We start from the raw sequence: 18,663 nt of genomic DNA on the forward strand, positions 1-18,663 counted from the left end.
ATCTTCGCCTGTTGCGAACACCTCGGGGGGATGGTTACGTCCGTTGTAAAATCTGTGTAAATGGATTGATTTATGCAGATTTACGTATGTCGTCAAAACGAGGAAAATGTTGGTATATTGTGCAGCTGTAAGATGTCTTTAGGGGTACCTTTGTACAAAGTGACAAATAGCTTCTTTGTATACCCTTAAAGATAAATATCTTAATTCAGTAGGTAGTAATAGAACGCTGGTAGAAACAGACATAGGGAATTATGCAGTGACTCAGAGATACTGTGAATGTCAGTTGACACATTTGTCATGACTAGTGATGGGTGCTTGCCGTCTGTAGATAGTGAAAGCAAGAAAGCCACGTGTAAGATTTTCAAATTGATAAAAGAGCACAGGGTAGTTTACCCTGATATTTATTCAAATGAAGATGAATTAGATAAATATGCATATGAAGTACTACAGATCAGAAGTTCCTGTTAAGCAGAATGCATCTGGTAAGTACTAACGCTATTATGCTTTCTTGGGGGCAGCGCTTCGAGCCTCCCCATGAGTGATTGGCATTAAGTGACTATGGTAGATAGATCGACATTATTGAAAGAACTTAGAATTTCCTGTGATCCAGATTTTGGCATGTGTTTAGAGCTTTTCAGTTGGGATCATCTCGATTATATCGAGGATATTTTAGCTGAGTACTTCGATATTGAGTACGAGTTCAAAATACAAGATTCGGAGAATTCTAGGTACGCGCTCTTATTTGGCAATAGTGTTGAAGAGAGTATCCTGGAAAATGCCTTATTGGCTATAAATCGCTACCATGCGTATTCTCGGCAACTTTACGTCACAATGTAGGGTGTTACTTGATAAGCTGATGCCGTGTTTTTCGATCACATGAGCCTGCATTGGGCAGTCAGGTAGCGCTGGCTTGTCTGAGATGTGGATGTTAATTTTTCTACAAGATGGAGTGAGTTTTGGGTAATCGGGATTTGATATTCATTAGGCAGGCAATGCTGATACCTGTGTTTGCACTGTATAATATTTTCTTGGGGTTGTTTTTGCCAGGCTATAGTATTGTGACTCAGCATATTAGTGAGTTAGCATTGGAATCACCTTTCTTTTCATATTCACATAGACTTACAGATATATTGATTGGTCTTTCTATGTGTATATTTTCTCTGCCTTGTTTGTCACTCGCAAAGGCTAAATTTACTTTTTTAACGATGTTTGCATTTGGTGTGACATGGATTTTTGCGGGGCTCTTTATTATGAATAGCCCATTACATGATGTATATGGGCTAACAAGTATCTTAATGGTTGTTCCTGTTATATTTGCTTTAGAGATGCGCAATTATTATATCTCAAAGAAATTCCAGGATTTATGCGTACTTGTAACCTTGATTCACGTTGTTTTCTTTTGGTTCTTTAGTTATGGATATATGCCTGTTGAATACAAAGGAGTGACACAAAGGACTTGGGTGGCAGTTACTTTGATATGGTATGGCCTGGCAGCTTATCAGCTTTCATCGTCGGCCAAAAAGAAGGTGCATGAACAAGTTGCGTCATATTCTATGCCTGTTACGTAATGCGTTAAGGTATCAAATCAGATAAATCAAGAATCGTAGGAATTTACTCAAAAAGTAATCTACTTGTGGGAGACAGAAAGAGTGTCAATTTAAAGAAAAAAATTCAATATAACAAAGCAGGGAAAATAGTTTATAAAATTTAGAGAGAGCAAAATTTGGATATTCAGATACGCAAAGAGAGTAAAAGAGATATTGAGCCAATCCACAGAGTCACTACCTTGGCTTTTCGGGACGCTCCGTATACTGATCACTCTGAGCAGTTTATCGTGAAGGCCCTTCGCCAAGCTGACGCATTATTTATATCAAAGGTGGCTGAAGTGGATGAAGATATTATAGGCCACATTGCCATTTCTCCAGTTGTTATTTCTGATGGCTCAGCCAACTGGTTCGGGCTCGGGCCGATTTCAGTACTACCTGAGTATCAAGGAAGAGGAGTTGGCTCAAAGCTTGTTCGGAGCGTCCTGGTTGACCTCAAAGAACAAGGTGCGGCAGGCTGCGTTGTACTGGGGGAGCCTGCTTATTACAGGCGTTTTGGCTTCAAAGTTATTGAAGGGCTGGTTTTACCTGATGTACCCGTAGAGTACTTCCAGGCACTGTCGTTTGATGACGATTTTCCAAGTGGAGAGGTTGTATATCACAAAGCATTCTCGGCTCAAGCTTAACTGCCAGCTGTACTGCGATGGACCTTTCACCGTTTTACAGATAGAAATGGGCGGACAAGTAAGATTGTATGTTCTATAGGCATGACAATGAATATACGAGCAAATGCGTATCCAGCTTTTGAGAGACGCTAAATTTATTCAGGTGGGGGCGTGGTTGTGGATATGCGTCAGAATAGGAAAGTTATCTCTACCGAAATTAATAAGCTGGTAGAATTTATATTAAGTGATACGAGAGTGGGTCCATGAGTATAGAAATTAGACATAGTAGAAAAGAAGATATTCCTGAAATTAAAGATATATATGCTCAGTCTTCCTGCTATGCGGGAACACTTCAAGTCCCATACCCTTCAATAGATAAATGGGAAAAGTTTCTGGGGAATATCCCCGATAACTTTTATAGCATCGTAGCTGTCCTGGATGGGATGATCGTCGGTCAAATTGGAATGGAGGTATTCTCGAATCCAAGGCGAAAGCATGTCTCAAATATAGGTATGGCAGTAAGTGAAGAGCATCAAAAGAGTGGGGTTGGCTCAAAGCTTTTAGAGGCAATGCTCAACTTATCTATTAACTGGCTTGCCGTTCGCCGTATAGAGTTAGAGGTTTATACTGATAATGAACAGGCTGTAGGTCTATATAAGAAGTATGGATTTGAGGTCGAAGGCACTGCAAAAAATTATGCATTTCGAAATGGTGAGTATGCTGATGTCTATCTTATGGCTAAGGTAGTTTAGTGTAATTGCACCTGAAGAGTAGCAGGCAGGAAGTAGAGAATTCAAATTGTTGCGGCTAATGGTTTATGAATCTAGTGGAGATGTACGCAATCTTCGGTATTTTGGAATGCTGCCATGCCAGTGAAGTAATGGCAGCTTAAATATTCTTGAAATACTATTACATAGCACTTTGATTTAATTCCATTCCCATATTGTGGGAGGTGGTAAATAGATGGCGACGTCTGACAACGGCTTCAGAAAGCATCTCTAACGCCTGATAAGTATCCTTCCAGCCGATACAAGCATCAGTAACCGATTGTCCGTAGGTCATCTTGCCCCAGGGGAGAATTTTTTGGCTTCCTTCTTCGAGGAAGCTCTCAATCATTACAGCTGAAATATTTCTTTGCCCTGTGCTGATTTGATCGCAGAGAGATTCCGCAACAACTATTTGATTACTGTGTATTTTCTGGCTGTTGCCATGACTGCAATCAACCATAATGCCGGCCGGTAGCGATACAGAGTCAAGTTGGGATATCGCTAGTTCGATGTCTTCGGGGTAGTAATTGGGTATTGTTCCTCCGCGAAGAATTAAGTGGCAATTAGAGTTGCCTGTAGACTGAACTGCTTCAAACTTTCCATTGCGAATCGTGGTGCAGAATATCTGTTGTGATTGGGCAGCTTGAATCGCATTCATTGCAACTTTGATATTTCCGTCGGTACTATTTTTAAATCCGATAGGGCAAGGAAGTGCTGAAGCTAATTCCCGGTGTGTTTGTGATTCTGTGGTGCGGGCACCAATGGCTCCCCAGGAAATCAGGTCTGCGATGTATAGTGCGTTCAAAGGACAAAGAAATTCGGTGGCTGCTCCCAAGCCCAGAGCATTGATATTAAGCAATAGTTCCCGAGCCATAGTGAGCCCAGTATGCATATCGGCACTGCCATCTAAATTGGGGTCGTAAATAAAGCCTTTCCAGCCGATGGTGGTACGTGGCTTTTCAAAATAGGTCCGCATTACCAGGCAGAGGTTACTTTCAGACTGGGGCTTAATCTCGGACAGCTTTTGCGCATAATCTAGTGCGGCGATGGGGTCATGAATTGAACACGGGCCTACCACAACCAAAAGTCGATCATCCTCCCCTCGCAATATTCGGGAAATCTCATTACGGGTTCGTTCAATAGTTAAAGCGGAAGTAGATGGGCACGGCATTTTTCGGATTAGCTCATCATTACCCGGAAGTTGCATATGAGTCCGTGCGCTCAAAATAGCAGGAACGTCAGACATAGAATGGTCCTTTTCTTTTAACTGAGATAGCGCTGTTATTGTCGAGATTGACTAATACTCAACGATGCTCAATATGCCGTCTTGATGTGGATGATATGTACCAGTGTAGGTATTTCCACTGGGAACTCTGGATGAGAGATCTCGCAAAATTTTCAGTTCTAATTTTTGCTGCAGGGGCGACAGTGTTGTAATTTCAGCATCCAGAAAGTCAAAGTATTTTCCAACTAGAGGATATAGTGCCTTGAAAAGGCTTTCTTTAATGGAAAAAGCCATAGTCAACCACTGTTCTTGAGGGAAACCGCTCTCTGAAAGTAGGGATTCTTCTGAATCACTGACTATATTGCGTTTGATTTCTTCAGCAGTTTTAGCGGCAATAGTTGTTTCATAATCAATCCCAAGCCCTTGAGAAGTAGTGCTGGCTGCACAGATTGCTCGGTTGCCTGCATGGGTAATAGAGGCTTGTACTCCCTCCGGCCATACTGGACAGCGGTTTATACCTATAGGGATTTCTCTCACTGGCACACCTAGCTCTCTGAGTGCAAGGTGAGCACAGCTTCGTCCAGCAAGAAATTCAGCTCGTCGTGATGGGACGGCTTTTACTAATGAACTTGGAAAAGGAATATTCAAGTGAGAGAAAAACTGATCGTCATACCTTTCTGGGCAAAAAGTAGTCTCTACCATATGGCCCGTAAAGTACTTGGACTTCATCACCTTGTATCCACCTAAAAAGCTGGGTATCGGGTTGTCAATTTTATAAGAGGATTCCCAATTCATAATGCTGTGGCTTCAGTTTCCATTTTTTCTTTTTTCGGGACGGGGCTTTGAGGAGGCGTTTGCGCTTTATTTTTAATAAATACAGCGTCCTTCAAACTTCTGAATCCCAAGGACATAGCAACAGTAATGCCAATTGCTGTAGCAGCAAAGTAGAGAGTACCGGCCATTGGGGCAAACAGCTTGCCTAAGATGCCGAATCCCATTGCGCCAAAAGTATCGCCGGTTACATTTTGGGCTGCCCAGAGACTGTTAACTCTTCCTTGTAATTGGTTAGGAGTATGACTCTGAACCAAAGTAATCTGAATTAGTGAACTAATAGCCCCTAAATAGCCATAAGCGACTAGTGCAACTAAAGCGATATAGAGATGGTTAGCGAGAGTGAGACCGCTCAAGGCAACAAAAGAGAGGGTGCAAGTGAGTAGTAAAACAACACCGGGACGTTTTAATTGGGGCGCCCAGCCACTGGTTAGGGCACCCAACATAGCCCCTAAGGGCACAGCAGAATACATCAGGCCGATTTCGAATGCACTTCCACCAAAAATAACGGTAACCATTGCGGGGAATAGAACGCGGATGCCTTTGCCCAGGGAATCCAATGTCCCTACTGCAATCGCACTGCCAACAATTTTATGACGGAATAAAAATGAAAAACCCTCAGCTAGTGCTTTTAGAGGTTGCTTTTTCGGCTGCTTTCCTGGCGCCATGGAGGGCAATCGGGTCAGCGGGATCAGCGTGGCAAAAGTACCTAAGGAGGCCGCAGTATAGTTCCAGCTGATATCAGTGGCGGCAATAATCAATCCGCCAATTGCCGGCGAGATAACGGTACCGATACGTACGGTGAGCATGCCCAAAGCATTGGCAGAGGCAAGATTCTCTTTGCCTACAATTGAGGGAATTGAGGCCATTAATGCAGTGATACCAATTGCACCAAACAAACCACTCCAAATGGAAAGAGCATACAGGGCTATTAGTGAGGGTGATGTAAAGAAGCAATTTATAGCTAATGCAGCAAAACCCAAGCCGCAACCGGAGCGTCCGATCAAAATCAGTGTGCGGCGGTTATGGCGGTCGGCGAGCACACCTCCCCACAGCAAGCCAATAAACATGGCTATACCTTCCAGAGCCATAATGACTCCTACCTGGATAGTAGAGCCTGTCATTGCATGGACTTGTACCGGCACCGCGACTGTTAACATCCCCAGAGAGATAATCGAAATCATCCTGGCAATAAAGATCATGCGGAAGTTTGCATTGCTCTTGAGCAAGTCAAATCTCATAAATAGTGAACGGTTCATAGGGATGTTACAGCCTCTTGGGGATCTGCTTTTTCTGTCTGTTTAGTTAAAGTTGGAACCTTTGCCAATATACCGTTGAGTAGGGGCCCGAGCACTTCAAGAGATGTCGGCGATAGAATATCGTCATGGGCAAAAGGCAATCGGTGTTGTTGCATGTCATTCAGGAATGGAGACCAGCACTTATCTACGTCCCAACCTTCAGGCAGTGTCTTTTCCGCAACAAATAATTGCACATTACCAGAATAGGGTTGGGTGTCTGCATCCGATAGCAGGCGTACAGTATCATCGTAATTCGCTACGATATCGTTAAACATTTTGGTCTGCTCTGCCAGTGTTGCTTCATCGGCAAATTCGCCTTCAGCTGCGCTGAGGAATTGCCGTTTCTCGCGCTCTACTTCTTCCCTGGCTTCATCTTCTGTGGGTCGTTTCCATTCCTGGCCTTCAGGTGGATAAGTATCGAATAATCCGACAAAAGCTACCTGGTGGCCGAGTGCCGTCAGCTTGGATGCCAGGGCTACGGCAACAGTACCGCCAAACGAGTAACCCATTAAGTGATAGGGGCCTTTGGGCTGTGCACTTAAGAGGGTTTGTAAGTAGCGCTCAACGGCTTCGTCCATCGATTCACTGATAGCTACAGGGCCGTTAGGTCGCGGTGATTGAAGGCCAATAATCGGCCAGTTTCCTTCAAGGTATTTGGGGAATCCGGTGTACTGCCATGAAAAACCTGAACCGGGGTTAATACAGAACAGCGGCGTACCTGTTCCAGCCCTAATCGGAAGAATATTGCCAAAGCCCGCTTTTTCAGGATCTTTGCGCAAATTCTCATCGGTCAATACCGCCGCAAGTCCCTCAACAGTAGGAGATACCATAATTTGTCCTACTGTTACTGGAAGGGACAAGCATTGGCGTAGTTCTGCAGCCAGCCGCATAGCCAGTAGTGAATGACCACCAAGCTCAAAAAAGCTCGCTTCTGCTGTTACGGATTCCAAGTCCAGCATCTTGCAGAAGGCATTGGCAATAATTTGCTCAGCCCCTTCACTGGGTGGACGGCCGGAATCAGTTTTATCGCTTTCTGGGTCTGGCAGTGCTTTTCTTTCGAGCTTGCCATTGGCACTGAGTGGGAACGTTTCCACAGCAACCAATGCTGACGGCACCATATGTGCCGGTAAGGATTGGGCCAGCTGATCCAAAAGTGGGCTAAGAGTCTCCGGGAACTTTTCTGGGTTATCCAGTATTACGTAACCGACCAATTGACGGTTATCACCTGTCGCTTTGCTTTGGCTCAATACGCGGGCGTGAACGGCAGCCTGCCTCACTCCCTCCAAGGAAGATAGCGCTTGTTCAATCTCACCAATCTCAATTCGCAGTCCACGAATTTTAACCTGATCATCACTGCGCCCCAGATATTCAACGTTACCATCAGGCATCCAGCGAACGACATCACCGGTGCGATACATTCTCTCGCCTACTGCATAGGGGTCGGCTACAAACCGCTCGGCAGTCAGGCCGTGCCTGTTGAGATAACCGAGTGCGAGCTGCATACCGCTTAGGTAGAGTTCTCCGGGAACACCGATACCTACCGGGCGTAAAAATTGATCGAGAATCCTCAGTTGGGTATTCCAAACCGGTTTGCCGATAGGTATGCCCGTACCTTCTCCAAGATTTAACCTTAAATCAGCGGGGCAGTATGTAACGTCAACAGCGGCCTCAGTAGGGCCGTATAAATTGTGCAAAGGCGCTTTAAAGTAACTTGCATAGGCAGAGGCAAGTTCTTTCGAAAGTGCTTCGCCACTACAAAATACCCGGCGCAGCGACTTGGTAAGAGGTACTGAAGATGGCTGGCTATCCAGGTGGTCCACCATAGCTGCGAGCATTGAGGGTATAAAGTGCATGGTTGTTACCTGGTATTTGGAGATAATCTGCAGTAGATGCTCCGGATCTCTGTGTGCTTCCGGTGGGGCCATGACCAGCTCTGCCCCCCGGATCAGTGGCCAGAAGAACTCCCATACTGAGACATCAAAGCTTGATGGTGTTTTCTGCAGCACTACATCATTTTCTGTGAGATTGTATTCCGCTTGCATCCAAAGCAGCCGGTTCACTATGGCTTCATGGGAAACCAGAACACCTTTGGGGCGACCTGTCGACCCTGACGTGTAAATCAGGTAAGCGGGATCTTCCGGCCGAATTTCCACAGCAATTAATTCATTGGGTGACGACTGCTGGAGAAGATTTTCAATAGCTAGTACAGGTGCGGTGCAGGGCACCGCAGAATTTTCACCAAATCGGTGAACCTGATTTTCTCCAGCAATTATCAGTTTGGGGTTAGCATCCTCCAACATGAGCGCCAAGCGTTCATCCGGGTAGCTAATGTCCAATGGTAAGTAAGCGGCTCCGGCTTCTATTACAGCTTGTAGGGAGAGGCTGAGCTCAACACTACGCTCAGCAGTCACGGCGACAATATCGCCGCGACCTACGTGGTGAGCGTTGAGTTGTGCAGCAATACTGCGAACACTTTGACGCATACTTTGATAGTCAAAGGAGCTGCTTTCGTCTGTGAGCGCTCTACCATCTGGGCTAACTTGAGCTTGCCTAATTAATAAATCGCGTAAAGTGACAGGATCAAATGTCTGTTTGGTGTCATTGATACTTTCAAGAAGCTTGCGCTCAGTGTCCGTCTGCAGGGACATGGCAGCCAACGGTTGTTCTGGATTTTCGGCAACCTGTGTAAGCAGGTCGATAAATCGATGAACAAGGTTTACAGCATTGACAACCGCATCCCGATATTCAAAAAGTATTCTAGGTTTTTCTCCAGGCAATACTAATAGTGTCAGTGGATAGTGAGTAAACCCGCGATTTTGAACTGCATTTAAATGAATCCCGGCGTGATTCTGCTGTATCAGAGCTTCGTCGGCCGGATAATTTTCCACAACCAGAAGTGTATCGAACAGGGTATCTGTGCCGGCAATACGTTGGATTTCACCCAGGCCAATCCCGTCATGATCAAACAGTGCGATTTGTTGCTCCTGCAATGATTGCAGCTGCTTGATCAGGGGTTGTTGAGGTTGTAACTGGACACGAACGGGTAGGGTGTTACTGAATAAACCAATCACCTCATCAATCCCATCTACCGCACTGGATCGTCCAGAAACTGGGCTGCCGAATACTACGTCATTGCGCCCGGTTATTGATCCCAACATTGCGCCCCAAACACCCTGGATCACTGTATTGAACGTGAGTCCTTCCTGTTGGCAGAGCTTATTGAGCTGTTTGTGTAAGTGCGTACAAAGGGGGACTTCTATTTCATGAACTGTTTCTTTATCGCGACTCTCTGCGAACGCGATAGTGGGGGTGACACCTTTGAGAAGGTCTCCCCAATGCTTAATGGTATTTTGTTTTTCCTTATTAGACAGTTCCATTACAACAGGATTGTAACGGTTAGGTTCTGATGTGACTTTCCCGGTATCCTCCCGATAAGCTTCAAGCAGGTCCTGTAATAGAATTGGAGTCGACCAGCCATCGATAACCAGATGATGTGCAGTGATTAGCAGAGCGTAATTTTCCACTGATGTTTTTACAACATGAGCATGTAGCAGAGGTGTACGGGTTTCGGCATGCATACGAATATCAAAATGCAGCCCGGCCTGCTGCAGCTCCAGATTAAGTAGCATCTCCTGTTGCTGTGGTTCTGGTAGCTGGCTCAAGTCAATTTCTGTCAAAGGCCATTTTCCAGCAGTATCGGCATCGCTACTGATTTGGGGGATAAGCTGCAGAGGGGCATCCCAGGATTCGCAGTCGAATAGGGCTCCTAGTTGAGGGTGCTTCGCTAAAGTGGAGTTTAGGGCTCGGCCCAACCGGGAGATATCCAGTTCGCCTTCGAGAGTTAATTTTGTCGTAAAGCTATAGGAGTTTTCCTCGCTACCCAGTTGGGTCTGGAACAGTAGACCTTCCTGCAGGGGAAGCACAGGGAGTACAGCGGTCAGAGGGCCATATTTAGTCTCTGCTTCAACCAGGGGTAATCCCAATGTCGCCGGTGAAATCTCTTTGGATTGCTTCTCTAAAGGTGTGAGATTGAGGGCAATCTGCTCAGCAGAGCGCAACTTGAAAATTTCTTTTGGGCGCAGATCGTAGCCAGCTTTGCGCATTGCCGTGCATAGGTGCATTGCTGAAATGCTGTCTCCTCCCAATTGGAAGAAATCATCTTCTGCTCCAATATTGTCGATCTCCAAAGTGCTCGCAATAGCGCTACACACAAGTCTCTCAGCGGTTCCTATTGCCGCTCTTGAACTTTTTTGAGGCGTCGCAGAAGGCATTGGCAAGGCTTTTTTATCGAGCTTGCCACTCACAGTTAGAGGAAACTCTTCGAGAATAATTAAGCTAGCAGGCACCATATAATCTGGTAGCTGATCGTTCAGTTGTTGTATAAGTCGGCTCTCAATCTCCTGCTTATTGCCGTTTGACGGTGTCTTCAGCGTACAGTAAGCAAGCAATTGATTTCCTGTAGCAATTGGTTTGGCAATTACAGCCACTTCTTTGGTTTCATCGAGAGATGAAAACGCAGCTTCTACATCGCCGAGCTCAACCCTAAATCCGCGTACTTTTACCTGGTTGTCACAGCGCCCGATAAACTCCAATTCTCCATGGGTGCCCCAGCGAACCAAGTCCCCAGTTAAGTACATAACTTTACCGGGGCGGTAGGGGTTTGCTACAAAGCGGCTGGCAGTGGTTTCTGGGCGGCGCAGATATCCAATGGTTATATTGTCCCCTGCGAGATAGAGCTCGCCGGAGACACCAATGGGAACTGGACGCAGTCGTTTATCCAATACATAAACTTCGGTGTTGGCTAGCGGGCTACCAATAACCGGCTCCGCCAGATCTGTGGATACCTGTGCACTGGTCGCATAGACGGTGAATTCTGTGGGGCCGTAAATATTATACGCTTGCAGTTTGGGGAACTGTTGTAATTGAGACCATAAGGCTGGAGATACGGCCTCCCCGCAAATATCCATCAAGGTCGGGTGATGGTGGCCTTCATCCATCAGTCCGGCTTCCATTAGTTGAGTAGCCAATGATGGAGCGACGGCAAGAGTATCTATTTTTAATGTGCGGATAGAATCGATTAACCCATAAACATCTCGTTTGGCATCGTCACCAAACAAGTGCAGCTCATGGCCGAGCATCATAAGAAGAATTGGGTCCCAGGATGTATCAAATGAAAATGAGCCAGTCAGTGCTACCTTTAGGCGGGTGTTGGCACAGTGTTCAATGGCATTTGCAAAAATTTCCTTTTGTAGGGCCAGCGCCAGGTTAAGGAGCGCCCCGTGAGGCACCATTACACCTTTAGGCTTTCCGGTAGAACCTGAGGTATAAAATATATAGGCCCTCTGCTCCCCAGAATTAATCAATGCCTGGTCGCTATACGTTTTGGGGGTGGCAAGCGCCGCTGTATCCAGGTGCAGTTGGTCAACAAAGGATGGTAGCCTGTGGGCATGATTGGATAATGTAATAACCTGTGCCGGCTGCGCATCGTCACACATAATAGCAATACGCTCATCCGGGTGCGTAAGGTCGAGCGGTAGGTATGTGGCACCAGAGTAGAACACTGCCAGGATGGCGGCAATAGAGTCAACGGTTCTTGGCAGAGCCACGGCAACAATGTTCTGTGGTGTTATTCCCTTGTTCTGTAAGGAAGCACAAATCTTTAGCGCGCGCAGTGAAAGTTCACTGAATGAAATTTCCTGTCCCTCGAAAACCAAGGCAGTTTCATTGCTGCGAGTGTGTACTTGTTGTAAAAAAATATCCAAGACACTGATATGATTTTCAGTGTTGGTGATTTCTATGCCTTTAGCCCAGCTGTCGATAAGACCTTTTTCACCGATAGGTATTAGAGAGAATTCACTGGATAAACAGTGGCTATTATGGTGAGCCTGAACAAAGAGATCGCTGATTCTATGTCTGTGGAGTTCTAGCTCCTTTTCACTGTATCGATGAGCGTTGGCTGCGAGTTCAATAGTTATTGTTTCTTTGCCGAAGTAAATTGAAAACTCTATATCTTCAATGGGGCCTGTTGCTATTTGGTAGGTTTTACCGGGGACCCCATCAAAATTGAGTGTGTAGTCAAAGATTTTGCAATTTATAGTGGGACCATACAGACGCCTGTGTGAGCCGACCAGCCCAAGATCTCTTTGTAGCTGCTCGGATTCGTAGCGTTGATGTTTACGGATTTTGCGTAACTCCCTGGATAGAGATCGGGCAATGTCAAAGATATTTTGCTCGGCACTGATTTCAAGTTGTAATGGCAGTACATTAGCAACGGGGCCTGTAGAGTTAAGCGCGGAGGAGCCCATACGCCGCATAAATGGGTAGCCTACGGTAACTTTATTGCTATCACATATTCGGGATAAATAAATAAAGATCATTGCTGTGGTAAGGTCGACCACCGACAGTTTCTTTGCGTCCGTCAGCTGGGTTAGATTTTCAATTAAACTTCGAGCCATCGAAATACTTTGGCGATGCACAAGGCTGTTGGCGTTGTCGAGCGAGCTGGTAGTCTTATTCGACAATGTCAGTGGTGCTGCCAAGCTCTTGGCGTATTCTGCCCAAAAGGCTCGATCCTGTTTGAATTTTTCCGATTCGGCATACTCTAGGTACTCATCAATGACTGCGGAAAACCCCGTAAATGGAGAGCTGGCTATGGGTGCACCATTAATAAGTGCATTATAAATTTTCTCGATTCTTTTAGTGAGGGCGGTAAAGCTGAAGCCATCCACCATTAAATGGTGATAGCGCTGGTACCAGAGAAAGTGTTTCCCATTTGAACTATCGGGTAACTGAAAAATAATATGATGATAGAGGCAGGCTTCGCTATCTGATCTTAATTCACTTTGAATATCATCGAGCATCAAAGATTTTGCAGCAGCTACCGGATCAAGCGGATCTTCAATTTTTATGAAGTCTACAGCGTTTAAGGATTCAGGTTCTGGCGCTGACTGGAGCTGTTGGATCGGAACGTTATCTTCCTGGTGATATTCTGCATGAATCGTGTCAGCTTCACTTAATCCAATATGAATAGCTTTTGTCAGAAGTTTTACATTAATTGCGCCGTGTATCTCCACATATTGAGCCACGGCGAAGGCATTGCTGCTTTCCGAAAGCTGATCGGCCAGCCAGATCCCCACTTGAGGTCCCACCAAAGGGTAAGTGTTATCGTTAAGTTTACTTGCAGAAATGGTCGCGCTTTCTTCTTGCACAGTAACAATCCTTTTTCAACATATTGAGTTGGCACAATGCCTTGGTGGGAAAAAAAGTGGCCAAATAGTCCTTCCTGATCTATTTGGCCACGGCCCACTGGAATCTGAAAATAGTGTGGCACAGACCTTAGCCATATTTTCAAGTGGGTGTTGCTGGTGCTTTCCAGCTGCAGTTAGTCCCTTAACCGCCTGTAAATAGAGTCTTAGATCTCTCAAGTTTCATTGGTTATATTTACTCTTTACAAGGGGTAGTAAAATCGCAGAAACTGACAACTATCAGTGATTGAGGCTTTTCCAATTCTCTTCTATATATTCAACACATTGTCGACGATCCTGAGGTCCAAAGACTGTCTTCCAGCCCTCGGGAACTCCCGCAAATTCCGGCCATAAACTATGTTGGCCAAGATCATTAGTTAACACAAAAAATTGGTGGCTCTCATCATCAAATGGATTTTGATATTCTGATTGCATAACAACTTTAATCCTGATAACTGAAATTTTGTAATAAATACGAAAGACCAGTGATTAGTCCCTCGCGCCAACACAGAGTGTCGTGCCCACCGACAAATTTTTGGTACTTAACGTCAAAGCTCTTATTGGTAAGGGCTTTATTCAGCTGGTCATTTACCCTGGTTAAAGAATATTCCCGAGTGCCCACCTGCTGAAAAATTTTCAGCCTGCCCGGCTGGTAAGTTTCTGACAAAACCTGATCTGTGAGCCAGCCCTTGTCATCGCTGTTGTTACCTTTCCTCATGAGTTTATTGTTTGGCCACCAGAAGGAGCCTGATTGGCTCAATACGCACCCAAATCTTGCAGGCCACTTTAATCCAGCAAACATCGCAGCTAGACCACCATAGCTTTGCCCAGCAACAATCGTATGAGCAGGATTTTCAGTGTGAGGTAGCTCTTCTTTAATCTGGGGGATAAGTTCTTTCTGAATGGCTAGCCAAAAGTCCTCACTACAAGTCAGATCTTGCTCTCGCTGTTTCCCATTGACTGAATCAACCAATAAATAGAGTGCCGCAGGTAAATGTCCGGATTGTGTCTGTTCTCTCAAAACTGAGAAAACAGGCATTTCTTTTGCCCATCGATCACCATCCAACAGAATTACAAGTGGGCGCTGTTCAGGATCAGACGCTTTGCCGCACGCGTAAGTCCAGACTCTGCGTCTAATCCCCAGAATGGAACTTTGCCAGTACACTTCTCCCACATCAGAAAAGCTTTTGTTTTCCAACTCTGAAAATTCAGGTTTCAGATCGAATTCTTGCCATAGACTTTGTTCCATAAGTCCTGGCAAATGAATTGCAGAAAACTTTTTGCTCCACGAACCGGCACTCGGTGCTTGTCGATTCAGCGGGTCTGGTATAGCGTCTTTAATCAGGTTGCGCCACCAATGTCTTTGCATTTTCCGAGCATCATCGTTGGAGTGAAGTGCTTTTTCCCAGTTGGAACCGATCCATTTTTCTGTAGCTGGAATTAATCGATAGCTACCTCTCCAGGATTTTTCGATCTCTAATTGCCAATACCACACATCTGTTTTTGGCAGCCGTACTAGGGAGGGCGGTGAAAATGTATGGTGGTTCGTTACACAATTTATATCGATATAAACTTGTTTGATCGGTGAGTGAGATTCGCTACCATCTGGGTCTCTCCACAAAAATGTCAGAATTAAATTCTCTTTATTCGAGGGGTTTTTATTAACAAGCGGTAGTCCCTGCTTTTCCATCTCCGACCACCAAAGCGCGCTGCCAATCTCAGAGACACTGGATTGAGTAATACGCAACAAATTTGAGTGCATGACAGCGGTCATGGCATTCCCGTGTTTAATGGTTGGACTTTCCATGAATTTTATAAAGAGCCATGTGCTTAATTCATCTTTTCAAGAAGTAGTAATAACTTGCCAACAGGCTACCGCAAGAGGATGGACGGTGTAAATAGAAATTATTATCATTCGCGCTTGTGTGGGGCAATTCAAAAACTCAGCAAGGAAAATTTTATTTAGTTGCATGGTTTGACGGCAATTAAACGTGACGGCAATTGCAAGTGGTTACTGAAAAACAGAGAAAATCTGCCTGGGAGGTTGCAACTGAAATAAATAAAAATATATTTTTTAGATCGCTCTTGTTGTTTTGTCTTGCACATTTAAACGTTTACCTAGCTTATTAGTTTGTGTGACGCCTCCCTCGCTGCTTTTCGCGCAAATACTTCTCAAATATTGAGTACACCAATTGACAAATGCTTTTGTGTGTGAATTATAATGATAGTCATTCGTATTTGCATATTCAATGGAGTGCCCGTTTATGCTCTTCCCGACTCAGGACATGGAATCTGGACGATTGCCCATTCCCGATTCCGCTGATTTTTTGTTCACTTCCTCTTATAGAAGCTTGCGTGGCAAGGGGGTTTTTACGGAGATCAACCAGCCGGTGATACCGGAGCCCAGTGGAGGCAGTCAGCTGTTCTATGAGTCAGTGCAGGAGGCTTTTGTCAAAGCGAAAGGGGCCGGAATCCGCAACCCTGTTATAGTTGGTGCAGTTCCTTTTGATCTCAGTCAGCAGTCCCGCTTGTTTGTTCCTGCCAAATGCGAATTTTTTGATCGCAGTGAAATGATTACGACCCTTAAAGGAAGGAGCGCATCTGTTCCCCGAGTAGAAAAGGTCCAAAGTATTCCCGGTGAATGGCGCTTTAAGCAGTCGGTAGAGCAGGCGATTGCTAATTTTCAGCATAGTGATTTACGTAAAGCGGTTTTGTCCAGAGTGCTAAACGTAGAGTTATCCGAGAAAATCTCCGTTGACGAAATTCTATCTAGGTTAATTGTACAGAACCCTTCCGGTTATCATTTCCGTATCCCCATTGAGGGAGATCAGGAGTTGATCGGTTCAAGTCCTGAGTTGTTAGTACGAAAAGTAGGAAGCGAACTGATTTCAAACCCCTTGGCCGGTTCAGCTAAGCGACAAAACGATCTGGAGAAAGATAAAGCCGTAAGTGAATCGTTACTTACTTCATCAAAGGACAGCTACGAGCATAAATTGGTCATTGATGAAATTCGTCAAGTGCTCACACCGTTTTGTAGCTCACTGGATATCCCGGCTGCCCCTGCACTTATCAGCACCCCGGCTATGTGGCATTTGTCGACCCTCATCCATGGCCAGCTAAAAAAACCTGAAATTTCTGCTTTGGAGCTTGCTTGTCAGCTGCATCCAACACCTGCCGTATGTGGCTTCCCAACAAAAGATGCCCGTAATTTAATCCGCTTGGTGGAGTCTTTCGAAAGGGGCGTCTTTACTGGAATGGTGGGGTGGTGTGACGCTGAAGGTAATGGTGAGTGGGTAGTTACTATTCGTTGCGGCACGGTTAATGGCAACCATGTTCAATTATTTGCTGGGGCCGGCATTGTGGAGGACTCTTGTCCTGAATCGGAATGGCAGGAAACCAGCGCGAAGTTGGGCACAATGCTCAATGCTCTGGGAATCAAACAGCAGGAAGCGCTTTAATGAGTATTGAATTTACGCCTTGGCCAGAATCGGAGGCTCGCCGTTATCGGGATCTTGGCTATTGGGAGGACAAGCCGCTAACGGATATCTTAAGAGTGTCTTGTGAAAGGGATGCTAAAGCCACAGCAATTATTTGTGGTGGTCGACATTTCTCATATGCCCAATTAGATCAGCTTTCCGATAACCTGGCCCACTCCCTGAAATCAAAGGGGGTTAAACCTTACGATACTGCCTTGGTCCAGCTACCGAATATTGCTGAATTTTATATTGTATTCTTTGGGCTGTTAAAAGCAGGTGTCGTTCCGGTCAATGCGCTGTACAGTCATCAGCGCTTGGAACTGTTGGCTTATGCTGATCAGCTTCACCCTACTCTTATTATCGCCTCGGCTTCTCATGCGTTATTTTCTGATGTTGCTTTTATAGATGAGCTAAAGCAGCAAACTCCCTCCGTAATTCATGTATTGTTGTGGGGAAAGGATAGCTCTGCCGATTCACTTGATGCCAGTATAAATACAACGGAACTTAATGAGGAATTAGAGCCAACTCCTCCTGGAGAAGTTGCTTTTTTTCAGCTTTCGGGCGGCAGTACCGGTACACCGAAGCTTATTCCCCGCACCCATAATGACTATTTATACAGCGTGCGCAGAAGTGCAGAGATATGCGATCTGAGTCCTCAGACCCGGTTTTTATGCGCACTTCCCGCTGGACATAACTTTTCATTAAGCTCACCAGGTGCTCTTGGGGTATTTGATAGCGGCGGTACCGTAATAACAGCTTCTGATCCAGAACCATTAAATTGTTTTGCCCTGATAGCAAAGCATGAAATTAATATGGTGGCGCTGGTACCTCCGGCAGTTTCACTTTGGCTTAAAGCTGCCTCGCAGCACAATGAAAAGTTGACCACGCTTTCTCTAATACAGGTTGGTGGAGCAAATTTTGCTGAAAGTGTCGCTCGCAGAGTGCCGGAAGAGCTAGGATGCCAACTGCAACAAGTATTTGGTATGGCTGAGGGTTTGGTTAACTATACCCGCTTGGATGATGATGCTTTGGCTTTTTGCACCCAGGGATGTCCCATGTGTCCTAATGATGAAGTCCGGGTCATTGACGAGAACGGAGATGCGGTGCCTGCCGGAGAGACCGGTATGCTGGTTACTCGAGGTCCATACACAATACGCGGTTACTACAACAGCCCGGAGCATAACAAAAATACTTTCGATAGTGAGGGTTTTTATCGTACCGGGGATTTGGTGCAGCGCGATGACCGTGGATATTTAAAAGTAGTGGGTCGGCAAAAGGATCAAATCAATCGCGGTGGAGAAAAGATAGCGGCTGAAGAGATAGAAAGTCTTTTGTTACGTCATACATCCATTGCTCAAGCGGCCTTGGTAGCAATGCCGGATGATTTACTGGGTGAGAAAAGTTGTGCTTTTTTAGTGTCAAGTGATGATAGCTTGCGCCCTGTAACTCTGAGAAAGTACTTGCGAGAGCTCGGGGTAGCTCAATTCAAGCTGCCAGATAAATTTAAATTTGTGCAGACTTTGCCGCTTACTCCGGTAGGAAAAATAGACAAGAAAATTTTGCGCAAAGAACTGCTTGAAAGTATAGCCGCTCCAAAGATTTAAGGTCTTAAT

11 protein-coding genes are annotated in these 18,663 nt (G+C 45.4%); 5 read left to right on the forward strand and 6 right to left on the reverse strand.

Annotation, left to right across the window (positions count from 1 at the left end):
- Window positions 1-956: 956 nt before the first annotated feature.
- The 3 genes from ACJJI5_RS08770 (at window position 957) to ACJJI5_RS08780 (ending at window position 2,961) form a co-directional block, all read left to right on the forward strand.
- Entirely contained in the window at window positions 957-1,568 is a 612-nt protein-coding gene (locus tag ACJJI5_RS08770; RefSeq protein ID WP_445356035.1) for a DUF998 domain-containing protein, read from the forward strand.
- A gap of 155 nt (window positions 1,569-1,723) precedes the next feature.
- Window positions 1,724-2,230 carry a GNAT family N-acetyltransferase gene (locus ACJJI5_RS08775; protein ID WP_445356036.1) on the forward strand — a complete coding sequence of 169 codons (507 nt, stop codon included), beginning with the start codon at window positions 1,724-1,726 and terminating at the stop codon, window positions 2,228-2,230.
- A 242-nt stretch (window positions 2,231-2,472) separates the two neighbouring features.
- Window positions 2,473-2,961 carry a GNAT family N-acetyltransferase gene (locus ACJJI5_RS08780; RefSeq protein WP_445356037.1) on the forward strand — a complete coding sequence of 163 codons (489 nt, stop codon included), beginning with the start codon at window positions 2,473-2,475 and terminating at the stop codon, window positions 2,959-2,961.
- Between the two features lie 157 nt (window positions 2,962-3,118).
- Here the strand turns inward: ACJJI5_RS08780 and ACJJI5_RS08785 are convergent, their stop codons facing one another.
- The 6 genes from ACJJI5_RS08785 to fes all read right to left on the reverse strand — a co-directional run bounded on the left by ACJJI5_RS08785 (window position 3,119) and on the right by fes (window position 15,381).
- Entirely contained in the window at window positions 3,119-4,222 is a 1,104-nt protein-coding gene (locus ACJJI5_RS08785; protein WP_445356038.1) for a 3-deoxy-7-phosphoheptulonate synthase, read from the reverse strand.
- A gap of 51 nt (window positions 4,223-4,273) precedes the next feature.
- The gene (locus ACJJI5_RS08790; RefSeq protein ID WP_445356039.1) at window positions 4,274-4,996 is read right to left on the reverse strand and encodes a 4'-phosphopantetheinyl transferase family protein; all 723 of its coding nucleotides are present in this window, start codon (window positions 4,994-4,996) and stop codon (window positions 4,274-4,276) included.
- Entirely contained in the window at window positions 4,993-6,291 is a 1,299-nt protein-coding gene (entS, locus tag ACJJI5_RS08795) for an enterobactin transporter EntS (protein WP_445356040.1), read from the reverse strand. Before entS ends, ACJJI5_RS08790 begins: the two co-directional genes overlap by 4 nt.
- Window positions 6,288-13,538, reverse strand: a complete 7,251-nt coding sequence (locus ACJJI5_RS08800; RefSeq protein WP_445356041.1) for a non-ribosomal peptide synthetase — start codon at window positions 13,536-13,538, stop codon at window positions 6,288-6,290. The genes entS and ACJJI5_RS08800 overlap by 4 nt, the downstream gene beginning before the upstream one ends.
- 276 nt (window positions 13,539-13,814) lie before the next feature.
- A complete protein-coding gene (locus tag ACJJI5_RS08805; protein ID WP_445356042.1) occupies window positions 13,815-14,009 on the reverse strand; it encodes an MbtH family protein in 195 nt (64 codons plus the stop codon).
- Window positions 14,010-14,016: 7 nt separating this feature from the next.
- The gene (gene fes / locus ACJJI5_RS08810; protein WP_445356043.1) at window positions 14,017-15,381 is read right to left on the reverse strand and encodes an enterochelin esterase; all 1,365 of its coding nucleotides are present in this window, start codon (window positions 15,379-15,381) and stop codon (window positions 14,017-14,019) included.
- A gap of 457 nt (window positions 15,382-15,838) precedes the next feature.
- On the opposite strand from fes, the gene ACJJI5_RS08815 reads away from it, so the two are divergent.
- Together ACJJI5_RS08815 and ACJJI5_RS08820 are read left to right on the forward strand one after the other, a co-directional pair.
- On the forward strand, window positions 15,839-17,032 hold the full coding sequence (locus ACJJI5_RS08815; RefSeq protein WP_445356044.1) for an isochorismate synthase: 1,194 nt from the start codon (window positions 15,839-15,841) through the stop codon (window positions 17,030-17,032).
- Window positions 17,032-18,654: a (2,3-dihydroxybenzoyl)adenylate synthase gene (locus tag ACJJI5_RS08820; protein ID WP_445356045.1), complete on the forward strand. Its 1,623-nt coding sequence runs from the start codon at window positions 17,032-17,034 to the stop codon at window positions 18,652-18,654. Before ACJJI5_RS08815 ends, ACJJI5_RS08820 begins: the two co-directional genes overlap by 1 nt.
- The last annotated feature ends 9 nt before the right edge of the window (window positions 18,655-18,663 follow it).

The sequence above is a fragment of the Microbulbifer maximicatervae (SeqCode) genome (genome assembly GCF_052467955.1).

Coding starts and splice junctions, on each gene's coding strand:
- ACJJI5_RS08780 (WP_445356037.1), top strand. CDS start 2,473: ATGAGTATAGAAATTAGACATAGTAGAAAAGAAGATATTCCTGAAATT.
- ACJJI5_RS08785 (WP_445356038.1), bottom strand. CDS start 4,222: ATGTCTGACGTTCCTGCTATTTTGAGCGCACGGACTCATATGCAACTT.
- ACJJI5_RS08790 (WP_445356039.1), bottom strand. CDS start 4,996: ATGAATTGGGAATCCTCTTATAAAATTGACAACCCGATACCCAGCTTT.
- entS (WP_445356040.1), bottom strand. CDS start 6,291: ATGAACCGTTCACTATTTATGAGATTTGACTTGCTCAAGAGCAATGCA.
- ACJJI5_RS08805 (WP_445356042.1), bottom strand. CDS start 14,009: ATGCAATCAGAATATCAAAATCCATTTGATGATGAGAGCCACCAATTT.
- fes (WP_445356043.1), bottom strand. CDS start 15,381: ATGGAAAGTCCAACCATTAAACACGGGAATGCCATGACCGCTGTCATG.
- ACJJI5_RS08815 (WP_445356044.1), top strand. CDS start 15,839: ATGCTCTTCCCGACTCAGGACATGGAATCTGGACGATTGCCCATTCCC.
- ACJJI5_RS08820 (WP_445356045.1), top strand. CDS start 17,032: ATGAGTATTGAATTTACGCCTTGGCCAGAATCGGAGGCTCGCCGTTAT.